The organism is Natrialba chahannaoensis JCM 10990 (genome assembly GCF_000337135.1).
GTDB classification, from domain to species: Archaea; Halobacteriota; Halobacteria; order Halobacteriales; family Natrialbaceae; genus Natrialba; species Natrialba chahannaoensis.
In genome coordinates this window covers 321978-343717 of record NZ_AOIN01000008.1, presented here as the reverse complement: position 1 = coordinate 343717, position 21740 = coordinate 321978, and the positions used below count along the sequence as shown (strand labels likewise).

The following is a 21740-nucleotide window of genomic DNA, read 5'->3' as shown; positions in this document are numbered from 1 at the left end:
CCAGTACGAGCTGTGAGCCGCAGTGTTGCCTCGGGACCGTGCTCTCGTCGTCATTACAGGCATGAACGATGAACGGCAGTCGTCACGGTCGTCAGTGAGTCGTTCGGTGCAGGGGACTCGAGTATCCGTCCTCACGTTGCGTTCTCACTCTGTCCCCGTTTCCACTTCTCCCTCTCCGTCCACCCAACCGGGCGTCTTGGGTGCGCCGCGGTCCTCTTCGACTGTGACCGCGAGATCGGGTGATGGCGCTGAGCCGTCATCGTGCGCTGCTGTGTCGTAGTGTTCGTGCCAGTCGTCGATTGCGGGACCGACCCAGGACTTACTGTCGGGAGTGCTATCTGCACTGTCTCCACCGCGTGCTGATGTCATCGTTTCCATCGCCCGTGCTTTTCCCGTCTCGTAGTGGTGCTCCGAGATCGCGAACGTGCCCGGACTCGAGGCACTCGCGACTGCGATGCACTCGGCGCGATCTTCCGGTCGAAGCGTCCCGACTTCGAGACGCTTGATGATGCCGGCGAGATCATCCGGTCGGGGATGACAGAAGAGTTTCTCACCGACGGCCTGTGAGCCGAGTAGCGGTCCGTCGCCGAGTTCGTTGGCCGAAAGCTGGTCGTCGAGCAGCCGATCGTCTCCGAAGGCCTCCTCGACGCGCTCGCACTCGGTTTCGTGCCCGAGTTCGAGATTGTGCGCCGGATAGACACCACACTCGGCAGGAAACTGCTCGTCGTCGTGGATGCGACACTGCAGCGTTGTCGGATCGAGGAAGACACAGGTCGGCAGCCATGTCGGTTCCGCGCGGCCGAAGGGCGCGACCGGCTTCGGAGGCTTTCGGAGGCCGACGAAGAAGACCGGTCGGCCCGCGATGGCGGCGACCTGTTGGCCGTCGATTTCGACAGCCTCGTGCTCGTCGTGAGCATGCCAGAACCGCGGCGTCATGGCGGCAGCCATTCCCTTTTCGAGGAAGGCTCGGACCTCGTTCCGGGTGAGCGGGACGAAGTTGGCGTCGCTGTCGAACGGGGGGCGGCGTTCGCTCTCGCTGTCGGCGCTGGCGCTGGCGTCGGCGAATCGTCCGCGTCCGTGTTGGCGAGTTTGATCCATCTCGTGGTCGTCGAGCAACGCGGTCCAGTCCATACAGCAGCCGGCACAGCCAGCACAGTGCACCTCCATATCCGGCGCTACCACGGCGGTTGGTATAATTCGTTGGCCGACGACGAAAGCCGGCACCAGAGTTCGGAACCGGTGCCGGGGGGAACGACTTTCACCACCCAGTACCCACTGTCAGCTATGGCAACAGACGTCTGCGACGGCTGCGGCCGAGCGGTCAGCGTTGCCGGCGGCATCGCCAACCTCTGGACCTTCGGCGAGAACGACGGCAGCGACGGCTCGGCGATCATGCTCGAACTCGCTGACGGCACGGAGCACCTGCTGTGTTATCCGTGTCTCGAGGTCATCCCCGACGAGCCGACCGCCGAGGACGTGGCGCGACTCGAGCAGGTCGACGCGGAGACCTCTCGCCTCGTTCCAGTTGGTGAACGCTCTGAGGAGTCGCTGTGAGGGTGAGAGTGAACTGTACTGGCTCCCGCACCGAGTTTGCGGTGAGCTGACGCTCCCGTACTCGATATCTGCTGGGACGAAGAGAAGACATGAGTCGTGGTCCGTGAACGGTCTGGCCGACGCGGACAGCGGACCACGAACAAGCCACTGTGATGGGGGAGAGTGGCAATGGCAACGGGAAGGGTCATGTAGACCGATCCCGTAGACGGAAGGGGTGGGATTTGAACGCCACGAGGCATGTGCTGCCGTCGCGGGCCAGGGTCAGCTGGCACCGCGATGCTCTACCGCTGAGCGACCCTTCCGCGACTAAAGCCAAGGCCGGTGTTCGTATTTGTAATCAGTCGGTTACCCGCGGGTAGCTGCCACCTACCGGCCGCTTTTACGCTCCCTTCCGCTCTGATTTGCTGCCAGTTCGTTTCCATTCCGACCAGTATCGCTCCTCACAGCCGAACAGTTCAGCACGAGCAACGCTCCGTAGCCTTTAGGAGTCGGCCGGTCCGTGACTCAGACGGTGAATCCCGAGCGGATCTTCGACGCCTTTCCCGCGCCCAGCTACCGCGGGAATCAGGAGCAGGCCCTCCGCGACATTCGTGACGCCTTCGCGGCCGGCAATGACGTGGTACTCGTGCGCGCACCTACTGGGAGCGGTAAGTCCCTTCTTGCGCGGTCGGTCGCCGGCTGTGCCCGGACGATCGAGGAGGCAGAGCCGAGCGAGGCTGCCGGGGCCTACTACACGACCCCACAGGTCTCACAGCTCGACGACGTCGCCTCGGACGACCTGCTCGCCGATTTGAACGTCATCCGCGGCAAGTCGAACTACACCTGCATTCTGCCCCAGGAGCGCAACACGCCGGTCAACCAGGCACCCTGCGTCCGCGAACGAGGCTATGACTGCTCGGTCCAGCATCGCTGTCCGTACTTTTCGGACCGCGCAATCGCCTCGAACCGCTCGATTGCGGCGATGACCCTCGCGTACTTCATGCAGACCGCGGGCAGCGAGGTCTTTCGCAAGCGCGATGTCGTCGTCATCGACGAGGCCCACGGCCTCGCCGAGTGGGCGGAGATGTACGCGACGATCCAGCTCGGGCCGCGAACCGTCCCATTCTGGGACGACCTGCGCGTGCCGAACATAGATAGTATCGAACGGGCCGTCCGCTACGCCGAGAACCTCGAGCAGACCTGTACCCGTCGCAAGGACGACCTGCTCGCACAGGAAACGCTCTCGCCCCGAGAGGTCCGCGAACGCGACCGGCTCCAGGAACTGATCGGCGAACTCGACTGGTTCGTCTCGGACTTTCGCGATCCGCAGAGTCCGACGACGTGGCTGGTCGACCAATCCGAGCGGAACGCGGCCAATACGGATGAGGAGACCGACGACGAGGAACTCGGCGGCCCCCTGACGATCAAGCCGATGAACCCCGAGAAGTACCTCGCCCACACCGTCTGGGATCGTGGCAACAAGTTCGCGCTCCTCTCGGCGACCATCCTCAACAAGGCAGCATTCTGCCGGCAGGTCGGGCTCACCCCCGACGACGTCGCACTCGTCGATGTCGGTCACACCTTCCCAGTCGAGAACCGGCCGCTGTACGACGTGACACAGGGGAAGATGACCTACGAGCACCGCGACGAGACGACACCAGACATCGCTCGCACCATCGTCCGGCTCATGCAACGCCATCCCGACGAGAAAGGGCTGATTCACGCCCACTCCTACAACATTCAGGAGCGACTCGCCGACCTTCTGCGCGATTTCGGCGTCGGCGATCGTATTCGCGTTCACGACCGCGACGGCCGCGACGCCGACCTAGAGGAGTGGAAAGCCAGCACCGACCCCGACGTGTTCATCTCTGTAAAGATGGAAGAGGCGCTCGACCTCAAAGGTGACCTCTGTCGCTGGCAAGTGCTCTGTAAGGCACCCTACCTAAACACCGGCGACTCGCGCGTCGCCCACCGACTCGAGGAGGGCCAGTGGGCGTGGTACTACCGGACCGCGCTGCGGACCATCATCCAGGCCTGTGGTCGCGTCGTCCGTGCCCCCGAGGACCACGGCGCGACGTACCTCGCAGACTCGAGTCTCCTCGATCTCTTCGAACGTGCGCGGACCGACATGCCCGACTGGTTCACAGCACAGGTCGATCGCATGTCGACGCCCGAACTGCCGGCGTTCGATCCACAAGCGGCGTGTGACTCGTCCGGATCGATCGGTGGCCGACGCGATGGTGGCTCGGGCGGGGACTCGAGTCCGAGTGGATCAGGAGCCGAGTCAACGGGTCGATCTGTAGCTGGATCGGATTCCGGGACTGCGTACACACGTTCTCGCTCTCGCTCGCGCTCACAGTCGGGGTCCGGATCGTCGAACGGCTCGTCGTCGAGTCCGCTCGCAGATGTCTGGGATACGGACGGCTAACGAGATCGACTGACGACCAACGAGCGGAGTCTCATCGCAAAATCGAGTCAGATACGCCGAGACGATTCGCTCTCAGAACGCGGCGAGTGCGCCCCACGCGATCATCGACGTGACCATGAGGAACGCGAAGCCGAGCGCGATGAACTGATTTTTGTCCATAGTCGATACAATTGCCCGGGGAGTATGAATGTCACGACCGATTGCGGTCGATTGGGGTCGATTGTAGTCATTTGCAGTCACTTGCAGTCACTTGCAGTCGAGTACGGTCGACGACGGTCAACTGTGTGGCGTCTCTCTTGGGCTGGTCTGGTTCGATGTTTCAATCGTCACGAACCGGCCGCTACTCGAACGCCACGTCGACGACGATGTGTTCGACACCGGCGCTGTGGCTCTTGACGCGGCGCTTCTCGAGAATCTCGTACGCCCTCCCCGCAGCGGCTCCAGCCGCGTCGATGCGCTCGAGTGGCCGCTCCCAGAGCCGCGATTGCGGGGTCGCCTCGTGGTAGTGGAGCACGCCGCCAGGAACGAGCGCGTCGAGGGCGTCCGCGAGGAAGGTGTGGGCCGCTTCATCGCGCGTCTCTGGCTGTGCTGTGTCTGCCGCTCGCTCGTTGTCACCGTCGGGTTTGGGTCCGTTTTCGCTTCCACTTTCACTCTCGCTGCCGCTCCCGTAGTACCCCATCACGATTCGGTCTGCCGCCACCTCGCTCGTCAGGTCTCGACAGTCGCTCATGTAGGCATCTACCCGGCCACCCACGTCGTTCAGCATCGCGTTCTCGAGTAGGTACCGAAACGCGGTCGGGTTGATTTCCGTCGCCGTCACCTGCGCACCGGCGCGGGCCATCGGCAGTGTGAAGTAGCCAATCCCCGCGAACATGTCGAAGACGCGCTCGTCCGGCTCGCACACGTCGCCCATCCGAACGCGTTCAGCCTGATTCCCCGGCGAGAACATCACCTTCGTCGGGTCGAGTCCGTACCGCGTCCCGTGTTCGGTGTGGACCGTCTCCGTATCGCGCTCACCGGCGAGCAGTCTCGTCTGCGGCTCGCGCACGCGACCCGCCTCACCCTCGTTCGAGATTCCCTCGTCTGCGAGCACGCTCTCCGCTTCGCCGTGTAACTCGAGTAGGGCCTCGCCCAGGTCGCGCTCCCGATCTGCAGAGAAGTCAGCCGGCAGCGTCACCAGGATGACTGAGCCGATGACCGCCCACGAGCTCGGGGTGGACTCGAGTGCGTCGTCGCTCCAGCCCTTGTCTGCGAGGAGAGTTGCCAAATCTTGGGTTCGGTATTCGGGATCGAGTTGGCGGACAATGTCGAGGACATCGGTGTCTGCTGGTGGTGCGGTGACGGGTAGTGCTACTCGTTCCGGACTGTCTTCCTGTACGTGTCGCGAGTCGTCGTAGACGCCTTCGGTTCGGAGTGATTCGATCGCGGTTTCGGCGCGTGGCTTTTCGACGATAACTGCGAGCGGGCCGTCTGCGCTTGCTTGCTCAAGGACGTCTGTTACGCGCTCTGCATTGTCTGTCTCTTGCCTGCTGTTTGCGTGTTCAGCTCCGTCTCCATCGGTCGGCTCATCCGCCATGGGTTACTCCTCCGCGGATGCGGATGCAGACTCGTCGGGAAGAATGTGCAGGCCTGCGCGGCTCTTCAAGACGGGCACCGTCTCGGCGTCAGCGTCGAAGTAGTCCGGCCGGGCGACGGTCTTCGCCTGGTACGTTTCGGGGTCGAGCACCTGCACGGCGTTCTCGTCCTCGACGGTGACAACAGTCGTTTCCTCGGCATCCTCGTGCTCGCCGAGTTTGCGCGCGTCGGGCGAGTTCCCCTCCTCGTAGCTCGCCTCGTAGCGCTCACCGGTCGTCACGCGAGTTCCCTTCAGGTTGCCGCGGGCGCTGCGGACCAGAACCGGGCCGTCGTCGTCGGCGTCGTCCGCGAGGTCGATCACGTCGCCGGGGGTGTACGGCGGGAGGCGGACGGCGAAGGTGACGCGGTAGACTTCGTTGCCATCCGAGTCCTCGGTGACGAGAGTTTCGGCGTCGTTGACGGTTCCGCCGAACTCTTCGACCATCTTGTTCGAAATCTTCTTCCCGATCTTGTTGGTCGAGACCTTGATGTTCAGTCCGTCGTCGGTCTCACTGACCTCGGTGACGAAGGCGTTGCGGTCGCCCGTCGCCTCCATGTCGGCGACGATGCTGTGGGCGATTTCCTTGGCGCGGTCGGTCTCCTCGCTCGTCGGCGTGCGTCCCTCCGCGCGGATCTGGACGATGCTGGCGTAGTAGTCGCCGGCGATGCGGCCACAGCGCTGGCAGGTCTGGCGGGCGATCTTGACCGGCACCATCACCTGCTCTTCGACCGGCGTGCCGCGGACGACACCCGTAAAGAAACAGTGCATCCGGATCGTGTTCTGGTCGACCTGCTCGGGCTCGACCTGCCAGGCGACGTCCTCGACGTCGACGTGGACCGAGAGTGCCTCGCTCACCTCCTCAATCGCAATGTCTGTGTAGTCCTGTGCGCCGACGTCGACCCAGCGGTTTCCGCGGTAGACCGCACCACAGCGGGCGCAGACGCGGACGTCGATCCGATTCGGCGCGTCCACGAAGTCGAAGTCCTCGAAGTAACACGAATCGCAGAGGTCGACCTCGCTGCCGGGACGCAGCGGATCGGCGGCGTCGTCCGACTCGTCGTCGGCCGATCGCTCGGGAACAGGGTCCCCACATCGGGGACAGAACGCGCGAGACTCACTCATTATCCCCGATTGGTGGCTGAGCGAGTTAAACGACGCGCTCCGCACCCGGTTCCGAACGTGTCGATCGCGCGAATAGCGGTGCAGCTATAGGAGCCACTGAACGTTAGTGCGCATCTAATCACACGAGGGCTATAGTAGCCACTGCAAGTCACTGCACACCTGATCGCACGACGGCAGCGCGGTTCGGAGCGAGTAGAACGAGTGAGAACCGCGGAAGTGCGGCCAGTGTGTAACTAGTTGCAGTTGTTACTATATGCGATTGATGTGCAAACCGTTTCAGTTGTTACTGTATTCAGTTATTGTTCGGCTCATTTGTACCACTCGCGCCGCCGGCCGTGTTTAATCATAGACGTGACGTGTTCGGCTGGACTCTTTCGCTATCCGGACGGTAGCACGGTTTCACCGGGTAGAACGACAACGACGTTGTGCGGACCGCTGTTTCACTCACTGAAAACTCGACACGAAACGAGGGGGTTCGCTGAGAACTGAGATCCTGTCCGACGGATGTCAGACATTGACTGGCTGTAAAATCGCGGTCTCTCAGTCTGGCGGTTTCCATGCGAAACGGAGGGGGTCGAACGCCGAGGATGACTGATCGGTTTCCGACAGAGGCACGGTTCGACTCGACACGACAGTTGACCGTGGGGTCAGGATACTTATTTCCTCTGAGCACTTACAACGGCGTATGAACTGGCAGCCGGATTGGGGTCTTCGCGGCCGGATGTTCGTGACGATGTTCCTGCTGTTCGCGTTGTACATCGTCTTCGCCGGCGTCCTCACGCTCTATATCGGTGGTGGACTGTGGATGATCGCGATCCTGTTTGGTGGATTCTCGCTCGTCCAGTACTACTTCAGCGACACACTTACGCTTCGAAGCATGGGCGCAAAGAAAGTCTCGGCCGACGAGTACCCACAGCTTCACTCATCAGTCGAACGGCTCTCGCAGCAGGCAGACCTACCGAAGCCGACCGTCGCCGTCGTCGACTCGAACGTGCCGAACGCCTTCGCGACGGGACGTAACCAGCGCAACGCTGCTGTCGCGGTGACGAGTGGCTTGATGAACACGCTCGATCGCGAGGAACTCGACGGTGTCATCGCCCACGAACTCGCCCACGTCAAGAACCGAGATATGATGGTGATGACTATCGCGTCGTTTCTCTCGACGATCGCGTTCATGATCGTTCGCTGGGGCGCGTTCTTCGGCGGCGGCCACAGCCGCGGCGGTGGCGGGAAAGGCGGCGGAGGCGTCCTCGTCGCGATCCTCGTCTCGCTCGTCGTCTGGATCATTAGCTACGTCCTCATTCGTGCGCTCTCGCGCTACCGTGAGTTCGCCGCCGACCGCGGTGCTGCTGCCATTACTGGCAACCCTTCGGCGCTTGCCTCTGCGCTGCTGAAGATTTCGGGTGAGGTCGACAAGGTCCCGGACAAAGACATGCGCGAGGAGGCCGAGATGAACGCCTTCTTCATCATCCCGTTAAAATCCGGCATCGTCGGTCGGCTGTTCAGTACCCACCCCTCGACCGAGCGCCGCGTCGAGCAACTCCGCGAACTCGAACAGGAACTAACCATGGCCTGAGGTCCTGCCCCCGTCCTGTTCCTGTTCCTATCACCGTCTCCGCCCTTTCGTCCGCTTCGTCCATCCGACCTCTTCGACCCCTTCGAAGCGCTTTTGACGCGTCCGGCGAAATGTTCGCTATAATGCTCGAGCGTGAGCGACTCATCGAACTGGTCGTCGCCGTCTCCTCTGTTCTCCTGATGCTCGGCGTCATGGCCAGCATCGGTACGAACTACGGTGGCGACGACGGACTTCTCACCCCTGACGGCGCACAGCTACTCGTCGGTGCGATCATCGGTTTCGTCTTCCTCCTGACCATCGTCGGTATCGCCTTGGCGTTCGTCCTGAACGATCCTGAGGACGGACTTGAAAGCGATGACGACAACGTCGAAACGGACACGCCGGACGCGGTCTGATTGTCACGACGCGCTCCTGTACTGTTCGCCGTCGCCTCGCTGTCCCCCCCTCCCTTTCCTGTGGGCTGTTTTGTCTGCCCTCGTCGGCACGTTTTTCAGTCACTGCGCTGATGTGTTTGTATGACCAGTTCCGACACCGCAGCTGAGACGACCACAGCATCGCCACAGCCATCGCTGCTCGGGCAACTGGTTGTCCTTGCCGTCTTCGTACTGCTCGGGACCTCTGCCCTCATCCGCTCTGCAGGGACCGTCTCACCGGGGTCTGCGGTCGGACTCATCGCTGTCCTTGCTGGCTTCGGTGTTGTCCTCCTCTGGCGACGAGCAGCGAGCACATCGGCTCAAGACACTCGACACGCAGCGCAGACGCAGAACACAGACGCCGTCGACAGCAACGGACCTGGTTCCCAGACGGCCGCGAACGCGGATGCAGACACGGACGGAGACACGGAAACACCGGCAACTGAGTCGGACTCGAGTGTCTGGAACGCGATCCCTTCCTGGCAGTACGAGGGTCGCCACGTCGAATCGGGTGGCGTAGCTCGCAGCGAGCAGGAGAAGGCGCTGCAGGATATTCAACAGCAAGCGGTTGAGTTATCCGAAGAGCACGAGGAGAACTAGATCTTGCTCTAGCTGTTAGACGTGGTATCGGTGCTGGCGTCGGTCTCGTCGCCGCTGTCTGTCTCCGAATTCTGTGCATCGTCGCCATCATCACCATCACCGTCACCATCTCCATCTCCTTCCCGCCAGTCCTCGAGTTCGTCGTCGTCAGCATCGTCGACGCGCTCCTCGTAGTAGGCCATCGGGTGCGGAATCCGCTCACAGAGGTCGTCCTTGTTCACACAGTCGCCGTACGACTGCATCGTCGCACACGAGGGCGGCGAGTACTCCGTCGGTGAGGTCTCGCCCCGAATGTGGTCCGTCTGATAGCGTGTCATCTCCTCGCCGAACGAGGAGTTCACCCGGTAGAGGTCGACAATTTCGTCCGTCGTCATGCCGATACTCGAGAGGAAGGCCGTGATAGCAAACCGGGAGTGATGTGGCAGGTGTTCGCCCTTCTGGATCTGGTCCAGCAGCGCCTTCATACACGGCGGGAAGAGTTCAGGAACGACAGTATCGATCTCGCGCGTGAGGTCGAGGTTGGCGAGCACCTCCCGGACCTCTTCGGCGGCGTCCTCGAGTGGGTCGCCGATCGTGGTGGGGACCTCGAAGGGGAGGCCGTCTTCGATTCGGTCGCGGATGGCTTCGCGCAGGAGGAGCAGGAGGTCGTCTTTCTCGACGGGGATGTCGCCGTCGGTTAGGGGCTGGTTGACGAGTCCCCATTCGTCGTCCCAGAGGTCGGCGGCGAGCGGGAGGTAGGTACCAACGTCGATTCTGAACCGGTCGGCGTCGTCGGGGTCGGTTGCTGTGGTTGTGCCGGTTGTGCCGGCTGTCGCTGTGCCGGTACCAGTGCCGGCGCTGGCTCCGGTCCCGGAGCCGGTTCCAGTCCCTGTAGTCGCACTCGCCGACACGGACTCGGCGGTAACCGTCTCCTCGAGATCGAACTCCGCGAGCAACTCTGCGAGTTCGAGGCCGGTCGACTCGACGCTCTTGAGTTCGGTGGTGTTCTCGAGGTCGGCGGTGAATCGCTCGTGGGCGGTCTCGGCCTCGGCGCGGGCGTACCGGCGCACGAGGACGCGTTCCTCGACCATCGAGACGAGGACGCGCGCAACCGGATAGGAGAGCAGTTCGGTGCGGGGGTCCCGGTGGGGCTCACCAATCTCGCCGTCTTCGAGCGCGGTAATCACTCGTTGTCGCGCGCGCTCGACGACTGCTCGCTCCTGCTCGACGACGGTTGCCAGATCGACCGTCTCCGTCGCCACGGTCTCGCGGGCGGCTTCGAGAAACGGGTAGCGAGCGTGCAGTCGCTGCATCGGTAATAGGAAGCTACTCTGATGGATTAAGTCCACTGATTGTCGTTGGCTCGCGACGGTGTCGGTAACAAATTATTACGGCCCGGTCTGATCGCGCTGTCTGATCACGTTTCCCGCCTTTCGTTCGCGTTTCCCGCCGTTCGTACAGGTGTGCGCCACCGTCGCACGGGCCGGAAGACGAGCCCCCAATTCAAGAGGATCCGACCCATTGTCTCGCCTATGCCACGGGCGACGCGGGACGGCGTGTCGATCTACTACGAGTTCGACGAGCGACCGATGGACGAGCGACGAACCGCGACACCCGTCGTCTTCCTCCAGGATCTGGGATACGGCCGGTGGATGTGGCGCTGGCAGCGCGAGGCCGTCGCACGCGAGTTTGGCGCGCCCGTAATCGCGCCCGATCTGCGCGGCACCGGTCGTTCGGATGCCGGCCTCCCGCCGCTCGTTCCTCGTCTCCCCGGTCGACTCCGCTCTCCACTGCCTCAAAACGTAGCGAGCTACTCGGTATCTGGGCTGGCGGCCGACCTGGAGGCCGTCCTCGACGACGCCGGCGTCCACAGCGCCCATCTCGTCGGCTCGGGCCTCGGCGGGATGATCGCCCAGCAGTACGCCATCGACCACGACCGCGCAGTTTCCCTGACTCTCTGTGGGACGACCCACGGCGGGGCCGACGCCGATCCAATCCCCGACGAAATACCCAGTCGACTGCTCGCCGCCTCCGCCGGCGGGAGCGAGCGCCAACGCCTTCGCGAGCAACTGCGTCCCGTCTTCACTCCCGCGTTCACCAATCGGAACCCGCACCTGATCGAACAGCTACTCGAGTGGCGACTGGAACAGGACGCGAGTCGGCCGGCACTCGAGGCGCAACTCGGAGCGTTCCTCGGGTTCGACAGCAGCGCGGAGCTAGACCTGATCGATGTGCCGACGCTGATCGTTCACGGGACGAACGACGAGGTGGTACCCTGGCGGAACGCCAGGCTGTTGGAAGAGGCGATTCCCGATACTCGTCTGGAGATAATCGAGGCTGGCCCACACCTGCTCGGTGTAGAGCGTTCTGACGAGGTGACGGACGCACTCCTGTCGTTTGTGGCGGTTCAGGAGGGTGAAGATGCGTTCGCCGCTGCGAGGAATCCTCGAGTCGCCCACTCGAGGTAGCTTGGATCTGTCCGGTTGCCGGTTGCGCTTGAATTAATTTGTCCGGTGTGCCTGTGCTGGGGAAGTGTTGTCTCAAGCGGTTGTTGTATCGGTATCGGTGTCAGTGTCGGTATCTTCATCGGCATCGACATCAGTGTCAGTACCGGTCACAGTTGCACTCCGCACCGTGAGCGTTCCGCTACTGTGCAGTCCAACATCGAACCCAGCGTAGGTGAACCAGACTTCCTGCTCGCCAGCATCCACTTTCGTCGTCGCGTGTTCGTACACTCGATCCAGCGCGTCGGGGTCGATAACGTGGGCCAGTGCTGGGAGTTGAGCGGGGCGGATGTCGGTGAGCGCGGCAATCGTGAGAATAACGTGTTCGCTCGGGCTGTCTGCTGTTGGGTCAAAACTGGTGGTGTACTCGAGTGGGTCTCGTTCTGATTGTGGTTCTGAGTCTACGTCTGGCGCTGTCGCTGTTCCTGTTTTTGTTTCCGGCTCTGTTCCAGTTTGAGTCTGAGTCTGAGTTTCTGTCTCCGTCTCTGTCTCTGCTCCCAAGTCGGCTCCCCGGTTCAGTTCATCCGCCGATTCCTGTCCACCGGGGTCAGTATCGCATGTGTCGTCGCTAGAGGGCATGGTATGGTCGTATCCCTCCCACCAGTACTGGACAGGTAACGACTGTCCTGTCTCTGTGCAGGCTTTATGTCTGGTCTGGTGGACTGTTAACGAGAGATCACGGTCAGGGGGACGAGACAACGCTCACAAAACAGCGATGACATGGCGCTGACGGTGTGGAAAAGCAGCGTCGACTGGGTCAACTCCCGTCGAGGATGTCCGCGAAAACGGCGGATTCAGTCGCTCTGGATCCGCGGCGCGAGCATATAGGTGACCTGCCCCTGTCCCTCCGCGAAGCCGAAGTAGATCTTGACTGGGAACTCCTCGCCGAGGTGCAGCGTGACCTCGGTATTCGAGGGGATCGCCTTGTTCATGTCCTTCAGGTAGTCCAGGCTGAACAGCGAGTGAGCGGGACCGGCCTGTAGGTCGATCAGATCGTCCGCTGTGAGTTCGAGGTGGACATCGTCAGTGTCACCCTCTGCATCGACGTAGAAGGAATCGTCGCCCTCGTTGACACCCAGCGCGATGTGGTCGGAGACCATATCTGCCGCCGTGACCGAGCGGTTGACGTCCTTTCCTTCAAGGACGACCTCTGCCGGCAGGTCCAGTTCCGGAATGTCTGGCTCCTGGCGGATGCTGTCCGGATCGATGAGCGCGAGGGTGTACTCGAGTCCGTCGATCTGGATGTGGAGCTTTCGGGTCTCCTCGTCGAGTTCGAACTGGATGAGCTGGCCGGATTCGGCCATGCCTGCGATGTCTTCGAGTCGGGAGAGGTCGACGCCGATCAGCCCGCCGTCGGCCTCGTAGGATTCGAAGGCGGCCGCGTCGAGCGAGAGGTCGACCATCCCGACGTTTGCGGGGTCGACGGCTCGAATCTCGAGTCCGTCTTCCTCCAGGTGGATCTTACACTCGTCGACCAGCACGCTGATCGAGTCGAGCGCGCTGGTGAGCGTTTCCGCGCTCACGATGGCCTTAAACATATGAATCGGGCTACGGACGGTTGGCATAAAAAGGCACCCTTTCGGACGAGAACCGTCCCGGAAGTGGTGGTTGTCACGTGGGTAGTGGTTGGTCGTTGCGTCGGCAGTGACGCGGCTCACGCTGGCATGCTGGCTGTACGTTGTGGCTCATTTCAGTCGTCATTGTTGTATACGTCCGTAATCTCGAAGCGAGCACCGCCCTCGTCGCTCTCGGTTGCAATCACACTCCAGCCGTGAGCATCGACGATATCCTGGACGATCCGAAGGCCGAGTCCGGTGCCGTCTGGGTTGGTCGTGTAGCCGGACTCGAAGACGATCTCGCGCTTATCTGGCGGAATACCGGGCCCGTCGTCCGCGACGAAGAACCCGTCCTCGAGGGGTCCGACCGTGATCGTCACTGTCTCTGTTCCGTCATCGTCGTGAACGCCGTGTTCGAGACTGTTTCCGAGGAGGTTCTCGAATAGTTGTACGAGCCGATTCTGGTCCGCCTGAACCTGCACGTCGTCCGGTATCTGAATATCGAGCGTCACTGCCAGATGAGGCGGAGGATTCCAGGCGTTTTCGACGGTTTCCACGATCGAGATTGGTTCGCTGTCGTCGATGACGTTCCCGGCTCGAGCGAGCACCAGCAGGTCGTCAATGAGGGTCTCCATTCGCTGGTGTGCGGCTGCAACGTCGTCGAGAAACGGGACATCATCTGCTTCCGTCCGGGCCAGTTCGAGATAGCCCGTTGCGGCGGCAAGCGGTCCACGGAGGTCGTGTGAGACGGTTCCCGTAAACTCCTTGAGTCGCTCGTTCTGCCGGCTCAGTCGTTGCTCGGCGAGCTTCCGGCGAGTTATATTGTGCTGGAAGCCGACGAAGTACGGCGTTTCGCTGTCGTCGATCGGTGCGATCGTCACCTCGTTCCAGAACATCGTCCCGTCGAGACGGTAGTTTCGAACTTCCGTTGTTATCGGCTCTCGCGCCTCGATCGCCGTTCGCATTCGATCGACCGGCTCCTGCTCGGTTCGTTCCCCCTGCAGAAATCGACAGTTTCGACCGAGTACCTCCGCGGCGGGATAGCCGGTCAGGTCGTAAAACTCCTCGTTGGCGTAGACGATCGGATTATCGGGGAGACTCGAGTCGGTTAGCACGATCCCGACCGGTGCTTCGTCCATCGCCGCGTTCTTGCGCTGGAGCTCTTCGAATGTGCGGTAGCGCTCGACTGCGGTTGTAATTCGTGATGCAAGCACGTCGTACTGTGCCATCCCGCGTTCTTTCCGGAGATAATCGGTTATGCCGCGCCGAATCGCCTCGCTTGCAACCTCTTCCGAACCAGCGCCGGTGAACAGGATCACCGGTATCGTGGGGGTTTCCTCGCGGATCGCATCGTGCAGTTCGAGCCCCGACAGCCCCGGCATCTCGTAGTCACAGACGACACAGTCGTAGTCTCGTGTTCGAAATCGATCGAGCGCTGCCGTCGGATCCGTTTCGGTCTCGACGACGATGGAGTCTTCGAGCCGTTCGAGAACGGTCTTCGTGAGCCCGAGAATGACGTTGTCGTCGTCGACACAGAGCACACGAATCTCGCCGTCTGCTACTGCCGTCATATCAATCGTACGTGGTCAAAGGGCTTCAAGCTTCGAGCGCTTCTCTCCGGTCGAGATACCGTCATAGTGGGCCAACACACTCACTCGGCAGCATCCAATTCGACACGTAGCACGGGCTCTTCGCCATCATTTTCCGGGCAGATAACTCTCACCTCGCCACCGTAGCGGTCAAGAAACGTCTGTACCAGAATCGACTCGATGTCGCTCCCCTGGTTCAGCTCATCTACTGTTGCCTTGACCTCCGCTTTCTCGAGTGTGGGTGCGACGAGGTCGAACCCGGCGCTGGTCTCGTTGCCGCCCTTCCTATCGTCGCTCTTTCCGTCGGTATTGGCGATACGCTGGTCGCCTTCGGGGTCTGATTCCGGCCTCGACTGTGACTCCGATTCTGATCTCGACCTCGATCTCGACTCCGACTCGAAACAGCCATCGCTCTTGGTCTCGGTTCGGAACGGCCGCAGAACGATCTGCTGCTGTGACACACCACTGCATTCGACGAGCGTATGCACAGTCGCTCTGATGACAATTCCGAGAAATTGGTCTGACAGCACCTGAACGTCCACTTCTGGTGTTGGATCCCACTCGAACCCCAGATTGTCGTAGCGTGTTTCAAGCCGGTCGACCGCCGTTTCGAGCACCGGATCAAGCGCGACGGACTTACGAACCGGATTCGGCGTTTCGATCGCCTGCACCATCGCGGCGATCGAGTCAGTGAGGTCGACGATGTGTTCTCCCGCGTCGATGATTCGTGCGACGCTCTTGTGTAGCACTTTGTTGATTTCACAGAGTGGCTTTGACAGCGTGTTTGAGCGCTTCTCTCCCTGGTTTCCGCAGTAGCTTTCGTCGAAGTTGGAACGCTCGGAGATGCTGTGTGAGCTTGTCTTTTGAGACGCCTCGATGAGGCGAGAGCCACGGTCGCAGCAGCGATCCGTGGCTCTCGCAGGTGTTGACGTGAACGTTTTCGTCAGCGTACTCGCCGTCACCATGGACGACGTATTCGCGGTCGAATGCGTCGTCCTCGGCCAACGGATCGTAGGCACGAAATCCATCGGTGTAGACAGTCAGTGGCTCCTTCTCGCGGTTTGCGAGAAGGAGCCGAATCGTCGATTCGTCGGCTGATTTCGCGGGATCACGTATCGCTCGCCGGTGGCGCGATCGACGATCGTGAACACCGGCGGTTTGTCCTGATCGTACGATCCTCGTCCACGCGTGGACAGGCCACGCGAGCGCGACTCTTGGTCGCGCTCGCGGCCTTTCAGCCCTGCAGAAACGTAGACTTCGTCGATCTCGACTGGACCAACAAGATCGAGCGAAGGCGCGTCGAGCGCCTTCGTGAAGCGCTCGACGCGTTGGTAGATCGTTTTGTACTGAACGTCGATTTCTAGCTGAAGCTGGCGAAGACTCGTGTTAAACCGGAGAAACGCGTAAATCGAGGACAGCCACTTTCTGAGTGCGACTTTCGAATGGGCGAAGATTGTGCCAGTCTTGTCGTTGAACGTGCGGTCGCAATTCTTACAGAGATAGCGCTGAAAGTATCCATAGCTGCCGTTCTTGACCGTCAGGTCAGAACTGCAGCGAGGGCAAGTAACACCGTTACGCCAGCGAACCTGCGCCAACAGGTCCGCTGCGATCGATTCCGATCCAAACACATCGAGCGGAATCATGCCTAACGGACACCGCTGACGCGGTGTCCTTGCTCTCTTCGATTCCACAGCGACAGCTGAGCAATATCAACAATCTCCTACAGAAGAGCGTCGTGCGATTGTCCGCTGCGTGTCGGGATCGCTCGCCGTGAGCTCCGACGCCCAACCAAGTATTACCGCGGCATCGCCACGATACTCGTGGCGGACGTGCCAGTGAAGCAGCGCTAACTCGCGACGCTGGCGTTCGATTTCAGCGCGCTGGTGCTGGCGCTCAACAGCGTAGGCCACGGTCTGTCCGAGCAGCCGCGGTGTCACGTGTTCTTTCATCAGAAAGTCTTGCGCACCACGTTCGACCGCCCGCTGGCCGAGTTCGGTGTCGTCCATCGCGGTCAGGATGACAACCGGTATCTCGTGGGTAAACTCGAGTACCGACGTCAGTGTGTCGAGGCGATTCGAGTCGGGGAGGTTCAGATCGAGGAGGATAAGGTCGAACGGGCAGTCACCCGTCTCGGTTGTCGTCGTGTCGTCTGTCTCGGGCGTGTCGATCGCGTTTCGAGTCTCTGCCAGCGTTTCGACGTGCTCGACGGACACCAACTCGAGTGGCGCATCCTCCTGACTTGCGAGTTGCTGGAGCATCATCTGATACAGCCGCGCCTGGAGATTGTCGTCTTCGACGAGCAAGATCGATTGGACGTCGGCTGTTTCGTTCGCCCCAGTCATTTGTTTTCATCACCGTCACTGTCGTTGTGTGTGCTGGTGTCTTCGGCCGAGTTTCCGGTCGCGTGGGTTCGCTTGTGGTCACGCTCTCGCTCGGGGCGTTGTGCTCGACTCGTGGCCGCGGACGCCGAGTCTGAGTCTGAGTCTGAGTTTGAGTCCGCTGTCGATCGCAGTCGCCGCCAGGGTTCTCTCGACTCGGCCGCCGCCGCTCGTTCCTGCTCGAGTGCTGCCAGTTCGTCCGCTACCTGCTGGTAGGCATCGGTCGCCGATACCGTCGGCCCGAGGTGGCGTTCGACGAACGTCAGTCGGTTGCGACGCGCACGAACGTCTCGACCAATCGACGACTCCGATCTGAGTCGCGTCAATCGCCCCACGATCTCTCGGAGGGTGGTTTTCGAGAGCGGATCGCGGACCAACACATCTGCCGGTATCGACACATCGTCAGGGAAAATATTTCCTGACGTTACGATCGCGACCGGTGTTCGTTGGCTGGTCGTCTCGAGTGCGGCTGCGATTGCGGGACCATCCAGTGTTGGTAGGTCACGAGCGAGCACTGCCACATCGATGGTCTCATCGAGCAAGCGGAGCGCTTCCTTGCCATCTGCTGCTGTCACCACGTCGTAGTCGGTTTGCAACCACAGTGCGTACAGCTCCCGGAGCCGTGGATCGTCTTCAGCGAGCAGAACTGTTGGTCTGCCGCGCTCGGTTGCGTACGTCGCATCCCAGTCTGCAAGGGATTCAAGAACTCCGTACAGTTCTCGTCCGGCACTAGTCAGTTCGTACTCGACGCGGCGGGGCTGTTCCTGCACGACATCGCGTGAGACGATGTTGTGATCGCGCAGTTCCTCCAGGTTCTCCGACAATACTTTTCCCGAGATACCGGCGAGTTCGCGTTTTAAATCGCCAAACCCGAGCCGATCATTGATCGCGAGGGCGACGATCAGCCGGGGCTTCCACTTGGTGCCGAGGATCGACAGTGCGGTCGACTCTGCCGGGGAAGGTGGATGGCTCATGGGTCGTCGATGTGAGATCGCGGTTACGAGTGGGAGTTCGTCTTCGGACCTGGCTGTTGGTCGGTTGTTACTGTACTCGCCACCGATGATAAACAAGCGGACCGTTCGGAACGGAAAACTGGAGTTACCTCAAGGTAACCCACAGAGACTACGTGCAGGTCGCTGACAGTACTGGCCGTCTCAACTCTCCTATTTCTAGTATGAGTTCACTCCCGTCCACCTGTCCTGTCTGTGGTTCACGTACGATCACTGCAGAGCACATCGACGAACACGTCTGCGGCCACGTCGCGCCGGAAGATGACTTTGTGGACGGCTGTGAGAAGTGCACCCGACAGGTTTCGGCGGACGACCTCACGCGACTCCAGACAGTCGGCCGGTGTCTCGAGTGCGATGCGCGCGCCACCGACGATTTCGCTCTCAATCTGGATGTCGCACCGCCGCTCCCGACGGTGACGTTTCCGACGCTCCCGTCGCGAGAGGACAACCTGAACTGGCTGCCGGCGCGCTACGTTCCCGAGTCGCGGCTGGCCCGGCAACTGTTGAGTTCGGCGCTCGTCGTGATGGTGCTCCTGGCCGGGATCACCGGGGCGATATCGGTGATGCCGATGCTCGAGACCGAGTCGGCGACGGTGGCCGCGGGTGAACCGGAGTGGGAGGAGTACGACTCCATCGTTCTCTTTCGAAACGACGACGTGCAGGCCTGGTACAATCAGGACGAGCTTCGGGACGTAAATCAGGTGTTCATCGACGAGGAGGTGCCGGTAACGCTGGGGATTATTCCGGACACGAACGGTGAGGCACCGCTGACCGATGATCCCGACCTCTGTACGTACCTGCAGTCACTCGAGGACGACTATCCCGGTCAGTTCGAGATGGCGCTGCACGGCTACACCCACGAGGCGGAGACGGACTTCTACGGTGCGAGCGAGTTCGGTGACCTCCCAGCGGACGAGCAACGCGACCGGCTCGAAGCCGGCGAGGAACTGCTCGATGAGTGTGTCCACTCGCCGTCCTCGACGTTCATCCCACCGATGAACACCTACGACGAGACGACGGTATCGATCCTCGAGGAAGCGAACTACACCACCGTCTCTGGTGGCGAGTGGTTCACCGATGCGTACTTCGATGCGAACGACAACACGAGCGACAACAGCGGTGACAGCGACGGAAACAACGATACTGCCACCGACGAGACCGTCTTCGAAGACGGCGGCCTCCTTCACATCCCCGAAACCCAGGCGTTCGAAAACTGGACCGCCTACGAGGAACAGGCACTTGAGGCGGAGGAGGCAGACGACTCCGAGGACGAGGACAGCAACGAATCCAACGATGAAACCGACGTCCCGTTCGAGGACCTCGAGACGCTCACCAACTCGTTCGATGAGGCCCACGCAGCGAACGATGTTCACGTCGTGATGTTTCACTACCAGTACTTCACGACCGACGAGCGCGTCGAGCAACTCGAGTTGCTCGTCCAGCACATGAAAGACGAGAACACGGGCTTTTTGACCATCGAACAGTTCGCGCTCGGACTCGAGATGGGGACGGTCGAACAGACGGACGATGGCTGGCGCGTTCTCGAACCGGCTCACGTTGCGATTACAGCGGAGCAGGTCGAATCGTCTGACGAGGACACGGAGTCCGAACAGGCGCTCGCGGCGATAAAACAGTGGGTGGGTCGATGAATCCAATCATGATCGCGCCAGTCGTCCTCGGTCGCGAGCGCACACAGTTCGCGATCCGGCAGCTACAGTCGGTCAAGTGGCGCTCGGTTGCGCTGTTTCTCTCCGCACTGGTGCCGTTCTGGCTGCTGATCGACGTGATGGCCCCACAGACGCTGTACGCCATCGCACTCCTCGGCGTCCTGTTACTGGTCTATCTCGGCTGGTCGTACTACGTCGTCGAACGCGCCCCACGATTCCGGGCCGTCTTCGGAACGCGAGGGTTGGCGGTTGCCGTCACCTGCTATATCGCGCTCATCGTCTGGCTTGGCTGGCTCAGACCATCACTGCTTGCGCTCGTCCACCTCGGGGCCGTCGTGTTGATCTTCGTCTACTACTGGTTCATTGCGTTCATCGCGTTCTTCCACGACCAGGTCGGCCGCTCGAAGTACGTGCCGAAATTGCCCTACCCGCAGCTTACCGTCCTCATCCCGGCCTACAACGAGGAGGGGTACGTCGGTCGAACGATCCAATCTCTGCTCGATGCTGACTATCCTGTAGACGCGCTCGAAATCATCGTGGTTGACGACGGCAGCACTGACGACACGTTCGCCGAGGCGAGCGCCTTCGCTGCCGCGAGTGAGCGGGTCTCAGTCGTCAGCAAGACAAACGGCGGCAAGTACTCCGCGCTGAACTACGGGCTCCTGTTTGCCTCCGGCGATATCATCGTCACCGTCGACGCCGACAGTATCATCGACCCAGACGCCCTGAAGCACCTCGTCGCACCGTTCGCCGCCGACGAGGACATCGGTGCCGTCGCGAGCAACGTCACCATCTGGAACCGTGACTCGCTCGTCACCCGCTGCCAGCAACTCGAGTACACCATCGGTGTGAACATCTACCGGCGCGCGCTCGATTACTTCGGTATCGTGATGGTCGTCCCTGGTTGTCTGGGTGCGTATCGCCGCGAGGTGCTCTCGGAGGTGTTCGCCTACGATCCCGACACGCTCACGGAGGACTTCGACGTGACGATGAAGGTGCTTCGGGCTGGCTACCGCGTCTCCGTGAGTGACGCACGTGTCTACACCGAAGCACCGGCGACCTGGCACGACCTCTACCGCCAGCGCCTGCGCTGGTACCGTGGCAACTACATGACGATCATCAAGCACTGGCCGGTCGTGACGGACTCGTCGTATGGCTACTTAAACCGGATCGCGCTCCCGTTCCGGCTGGTCGAGATGTTCTTCCTGCCGCTTGCGAGTTTCGTCGTGCTGGCATACATCGTCTGGCTAATCGCTGCTGGTCACATCCTCACCGTGCTCGCGGTGTTCGTCTTCTTCACGAGCATCGTCTTCCTGATTGCGGCGCTCGGTATCCAGATCGAGGGCGAGGACTGGCGGCTGCTCGTCTACGCGCCGCTGCTCGTTGTCGGCTACAAGCAGTTCCACGACGCGCTCAACGTCAAGTGTCTGCTGGATGTGCTCACAACCACAGAACTCGGCTGGACGCGCGCAGCCCGCATCGAGCAGGCTGTGAGCGGGCGTCCGGACGCAGGCACGATACCAGAACCGGTGCTGGTCTCGAGTGCGTTACCGTCCTCGACCTCGGTCCCGGTCCCGTCTCCGGCTCCGGAGACAACGCCGGGGACAGAAAGCGAAACCGCTCCTGATACGGACTCGGCCTCACACACAAACGCAGAATAGGCTGACTCCAGAGATGGGGCTGGACTCGAGTACCCCCGCTCGATACTGTTCCTTCGTTCTTTCCCATAACTCCAACCCACCGGCACCCTGCGAACCCCGTGCTGTGCAG

At 61.3% G+C, this 21740-nt stretch carries 19 protein-coding genes, 1 tRNA gene and 1 pseudogene; 8 read left to right on the top strand and 13 right to left on the bottom strand.

Going from position 1 to position 21740, the window contains the following annotated elements; all coding sequences use genetic code 11:
• Positions 1-144: 144 nt before the first annotated feature.
• Positions 145-1167: a YkgJ family cysteine cluster protein gene (locus C482_RS01575; RefSeq protein WP_006165591.1), complete on the bottom strand. Its 1023-nt coding sequence runs from the start codon at positions 1165-1167 to the stop codon at positions 145-147.
• A 117-nt stretch (positions 1168-1284) separates the two neighbouring features.
• On the opposite strand from C482_RS01575, the gene C482_RS01570 reads away from it, so the two are divergent.
• The gene (locus C482_RS01570; protein ID WP_006165590.1) at positions 1285-1554 is read left to right on the top strand and encodes a DUF7561 family protein; all 270 of its coding nucleotides are present in this window, start codon (positions 1285-1287) and stop codon (positions 1552-1554) included.
• Between the two features lie 206 nt (positions 1555-1760).
• Here C482_RS01570 and C482_RS01565 read toward each other — a convergent pair.
• Positions 1761-1856: transfer RNA gene (locus tag C482_RS01565), tRNA-Gly, on the bottom strand.
• 197 nt (positions 1857-2053) lie between these two features.
• On the opposite strand from C482_RS01565, the gene C482_RS01560 reads away from it, so the two are divergent.
• Entirely contained in the window at positions 2054-3961 is a 1908-nt protein-coding gene (locus tag C482_RS01560; protein ID WP_241431860.1) for a helicase C-terminal domain-containing protein, read from the top strand.
• A gap of 72 nt (positions 3962-4033) precedes the next feature.
• On the opposite strand, the gene C482_RS21440 is transcribed toward C482_RS01560, so the two are convergent.
• The 3 genes from C482_RS21440 to C482_RS01550 all read right to left on the bottom strand — a co-directional run bounded on the left by C482_RS21440 (position 4034) and on the right by C482_RS01550 (position 6698).
• Positions 4034-4201, bottom strand: coding sequence for a hypothetical protein (locus C482_RS21440; RefSeq protein ID WP_161605585.1), 168 nt, complete (start codon positions 4199-4201; stop codon positions 4034-4036).
• 100 nt (positions 4202-4301) lie between these two features.
• Complete coding sequence (locus C482_RS01555; protein WP_006165588.1) at positions 4302-5537, bottom strand: class I SAM-dependent methyltransferase; 1236 nt, start codon at positions 5535-5537, stop codon at positions 4302-4304.
• A gap of 3 nt (positions 5538-5540) precedes the next feature.
• Positions 5541-6698, bottom strand: coding sequence for a 60S ribosomal export protein NMD3 (locus C482_RS01550; protein ID WP_006165587.1), 1158 nt, complete (start codon positions 6696-6698; stop codon positions 5541-5543).
• Between the two features lie 685 nt (positions 6699-7383).
• Between C482_RS01550 and htpX the strand changes: the two genes are divergently transcribed.
• From htpX to C482_RS01535, 3 genes are all read left to right on the top strand, one after another.
• Entirely contained in the window at positions 7384-8274 is an 891-nt protein-coding gene (gene htpX, locus C482_RS01545; RefSeq protein ID WP_006165586.1) for a zinc metalloprotease HtpX, read from the top strand.
• Between the two features lie 122 nt (positions 8275-8396).
• On the top strand, positions 8397-8669 hold the full coding sequence (locus C482_RS01540; RefSeq protein ID WP_006165585.1) for a DUF7472 family protein: 273 nt from the start codon (positions 8397-8399) through the stop codon (positions 8667-8669).
• A 120-nt stretch (positions 8670-8789) separates the two neighbouring features.
• A complete protein-coding gene (locus C482_RS01535; protein ID WP_006165584.1) occupies positions 8790-9287 on the top strand; it encodes a hypothetical protein in 498 nt (165 codons plus the stop codon).
• Between the two features lie 8 nt (positions 9288-9295).
• On the opposite strand, the gene priL is transcribed toward C482_RS01535, so the two are convergent.
• Entirely contained in the window at positions 9296-10579 is a 1284-nt protein-coding gene (gene priL, locus C482_RS01530) for a DNA primase regulatory subunit PriL (protein ID WP_006165583.1), read from the bottom strand.
• Positions 10580-10798: 219 nt separating this feature from the next.
• Between priL and C482_RS01525 the strand changes: the two genes are divergently transcribed.
• Positions 10799-11734, top strand: a complete 936-nt coding sequence (locus C482_RS01525) for an alpha/beta fold hydrolase (RefSeq protein ID WP_006165582.1) — start codon at positions 10799-10801, stop codon at positions 11732-11734.
• A 72-nt stretch (positions 11735-11806) separates the two neighbouring features.
• Here C482_RS01525 and C482_RS01520 read toward each other — a convergent pair whose 3' ends face one another.
• The 7 genes and pseudogenes from C482_RS01520 to C482_RS01490 all read right to left on the bottom strand — a co-directional run bounded on the left by C482_RS01520 (position 11807) and on the right by C482_RS01490 (position 18267).
• On the bottom strand, positions 11807-12349 hold the full coding sequence (locus C482_RS01520; protein WP_006165581.1) for a HalOD1 output domain-containing protein: 543 nt from the start codon (positions 12347-12349) through the stop codon (positions 11807-11809).
• Positions 12350-12564: 215 nt separating this feature from the next.
• The gene (locus C482_RS01515) at positions 12565-13308 is read right to left on the bottom strand and encodes a DNA polymerase sliding clamp (RefSeq protein ID WP_006165580.1); all 744 of its coding nucleotides are present in this window, start codon (positions 13306-13308) and stop codon (positions 12565-12567) included.
• A gap of 152 nt (positions 13309-13460) precedes the next feature.
• Positions 13461-14897, bottom strand: coding sequence for a receiver/sensor box histidine kinase (locus tag C482_RS01510; protein WP_006165579.1), 1437 nt, complete (start codon positions 14895-14897; stop codon positions 13461-13463).
• An 80-nt stretch (positions 14898-14977) separates the two neighbouring features.
• The gene (locus tag C482_RS01505) at positions 14978-15664 is read right to left on the bottom strand and encodes a hypothetical protein (RefSeq protein WP_006165578.1); all 687 of its coding nucleotides are present in this window, start codon (positions 15662-15664) and stop codon (positions 14978-14980) included.
• 10 nt (positions 15665-15674) lie between these two features.
• Positions 15675-16558: pseudogene (locus C482_RS01500) on the bottom strand (IS1595 family transposase).
• 66 nt (positions 16559-16624) lie between these two features.
• Positions 16625-17257, bottom strand: a complete 633-nt coding sequence (locus tag C482_RS01495; RefSeq protein ID WP_006165577.1) for a response regulator — start codon at positions 17255-17257, stop codon at positions 16625-16627.
• Positions 17254-18267: a winged helix-turn-helix transcriptional regulator gene (locus C482_RS01490; protein ID WP_049896381.1), complete on the bottom strand. Its 1014-nt coding sequence runs from the start codon at positions 18265-18267 to the stop codon at positions 17254-17256. The genes C482_RS01495 and C482_RS01490 overlap by 4 nt, the downstream gene beginning before the upstream one ends.
• Before the next feature lie 200 nt (positions 18268-18467).
• On the opposite strand from C482_RS01490, the gene C482_RS01485 reads away from it, so the two are divergent.
• Positions 18468-19952 carry a DUF2334 domain-containing protein gene (locus C482_RS01485; RefSeq protein WP_006165575.1) on the top strand — a complete coding sequence of 495 codons (1485 nt, stop codon included), beginning with the start codon at positions 18468-18470 and terminating at the stop codon, positions 19950-19952.
• Positions 19949-21631: a glycosyltransferase family 2 protein gene (locus C482_RS01480; protein WP_006165574.1), complete on the top strand. Its 1683-nt coding sequence runs from the start codon at positions 19949-19951 to the stop codon at positions 21629-21631. Before C482_RS01485 ends, C482_RS01480 begins: the two co-directional genes overlap by 4 nt.
• Positions 21632-21740: the final 109 nt, after the last annotated feature.

What these genes read in the sequence shown, in the direction of transcription:
- C482_RS01575 (WP_006165591.1), bottom strand. Translation starts at nt 1,167, where the DNA reads ATGGAGGTGCACTGTGCTGGCTGTGCCGGCTGCTGTATGGACTGGACC.
- C482_RS01570 (WP_006165590.1), top strand. Translation starts at nt 1,285, where the DNA reads ATGGCAACAGACGTCTGCGACGGCTGCGGCCGAGCGGTCAGCGTTGCC.
- C482_RS01555 (WP_006165588.1), bottom strand. Translation starts at nt 5,537, where the DNA reads ATGGCGGATGAGCCGACCGATGGAGACGGAGCTGAACACGCAAACAGC.
- C482_RS01550 (WP_006165587.1), bottom strand. Translation starts at nt 6,698, where the DNA reads ATGAGTGAGTCTCGCGCGTTCTGTCCCCGATGTGGGGACCCTGTTCCC.
- htpX (WP_006165586.1), top strand. Translation starts at nt 7,384, where the DNA reads ATGAACTGGCAGCCGGATTGGGGTCTTCGCGGCCGGATGTTCGTGACG.
- C482_RS01540 (WP_006165585.1), top strand. Translation starts at nt 8,397, where the DNA reads ATGCTCGAGCGTGAGCGACTCATCGAACTGGTCGTCGCCGTCTCCTCT.
- C482_RS01535 (WP_006165584.1), top strand. Translation starts at nt 8,790, where the DNA reads ATGACCAGTTCCGACACCGCAGCTGAGACGACCACAGCATCGCCACAG.
- priL (WP_006165583.1), bottom strand. Translation starts at nt 10,579, where the DNA reads ATGCAGCGACTGCACGCTCGCTACCCGTTTCTCGAAGCCGCCCGCGAG.
- C482_RS01525 (WP_006165582.1), top strand. Translation starts at nt 10,799, where the DNA reads ATGCCACGGGCGACGCGGGACGGCGTGTCGATCTACTACGAGTTCGAC.
- C482_RS01520 (WP_006165581.1), bottom strand. Translation starts at nt 12,349, where the DNA reads ATGCCCTCTAGCGACGACACATGCGATACTGACCCCGGTGGACAGGAA.
- C482_RS01515 (WP_006165580.1), bottom strand. Translation starts at nt 13,308, where the DNA reads ATGTTTAAGGCCATCGTGAGCGCGGAAACGCTCACCAGCGCGCTCGAC.
- C482_RS01510 (WP_006165579.1), bottom strand. Translation starts at nt 14,897, where the DNA reads ATGACGGCAGTAGCAGACGGCGAGATTCGTGTGCTCTGTGTCGACGAC.
- C482_RS01495 (WP_006165577.1), bottom strand. Translation starts at nt 17,257, where the DNA reads ATGACTGGGGCGAACGAAACAGCCGACGTCCAATCGATCTTGCTCGTC.
- C482_RS01490 (WP_049896381.1), bottom strand. Translation starts at nt 18,267, where the DNA reads ATGAGCCATCCACCTTCCCCGGCAGAGTCGACCGCACTGTCGATCCTC.
- C482_RS01485 (WP_006165575.1), top strand. Translation starts at nt 18,468, where the DNA reads ATGAGTTCACTCCCGTCCACCTGTCCTGTCTGTGGTTCACGTACGATC.
- C482_RS01480 (WP_006165574.1), top strand. Translation starts at nt 19,949, where the DNA reads ATGAATCCAATCATGATCGCGCCAGTCGTCCTCGGTCGCGAGCGCACA.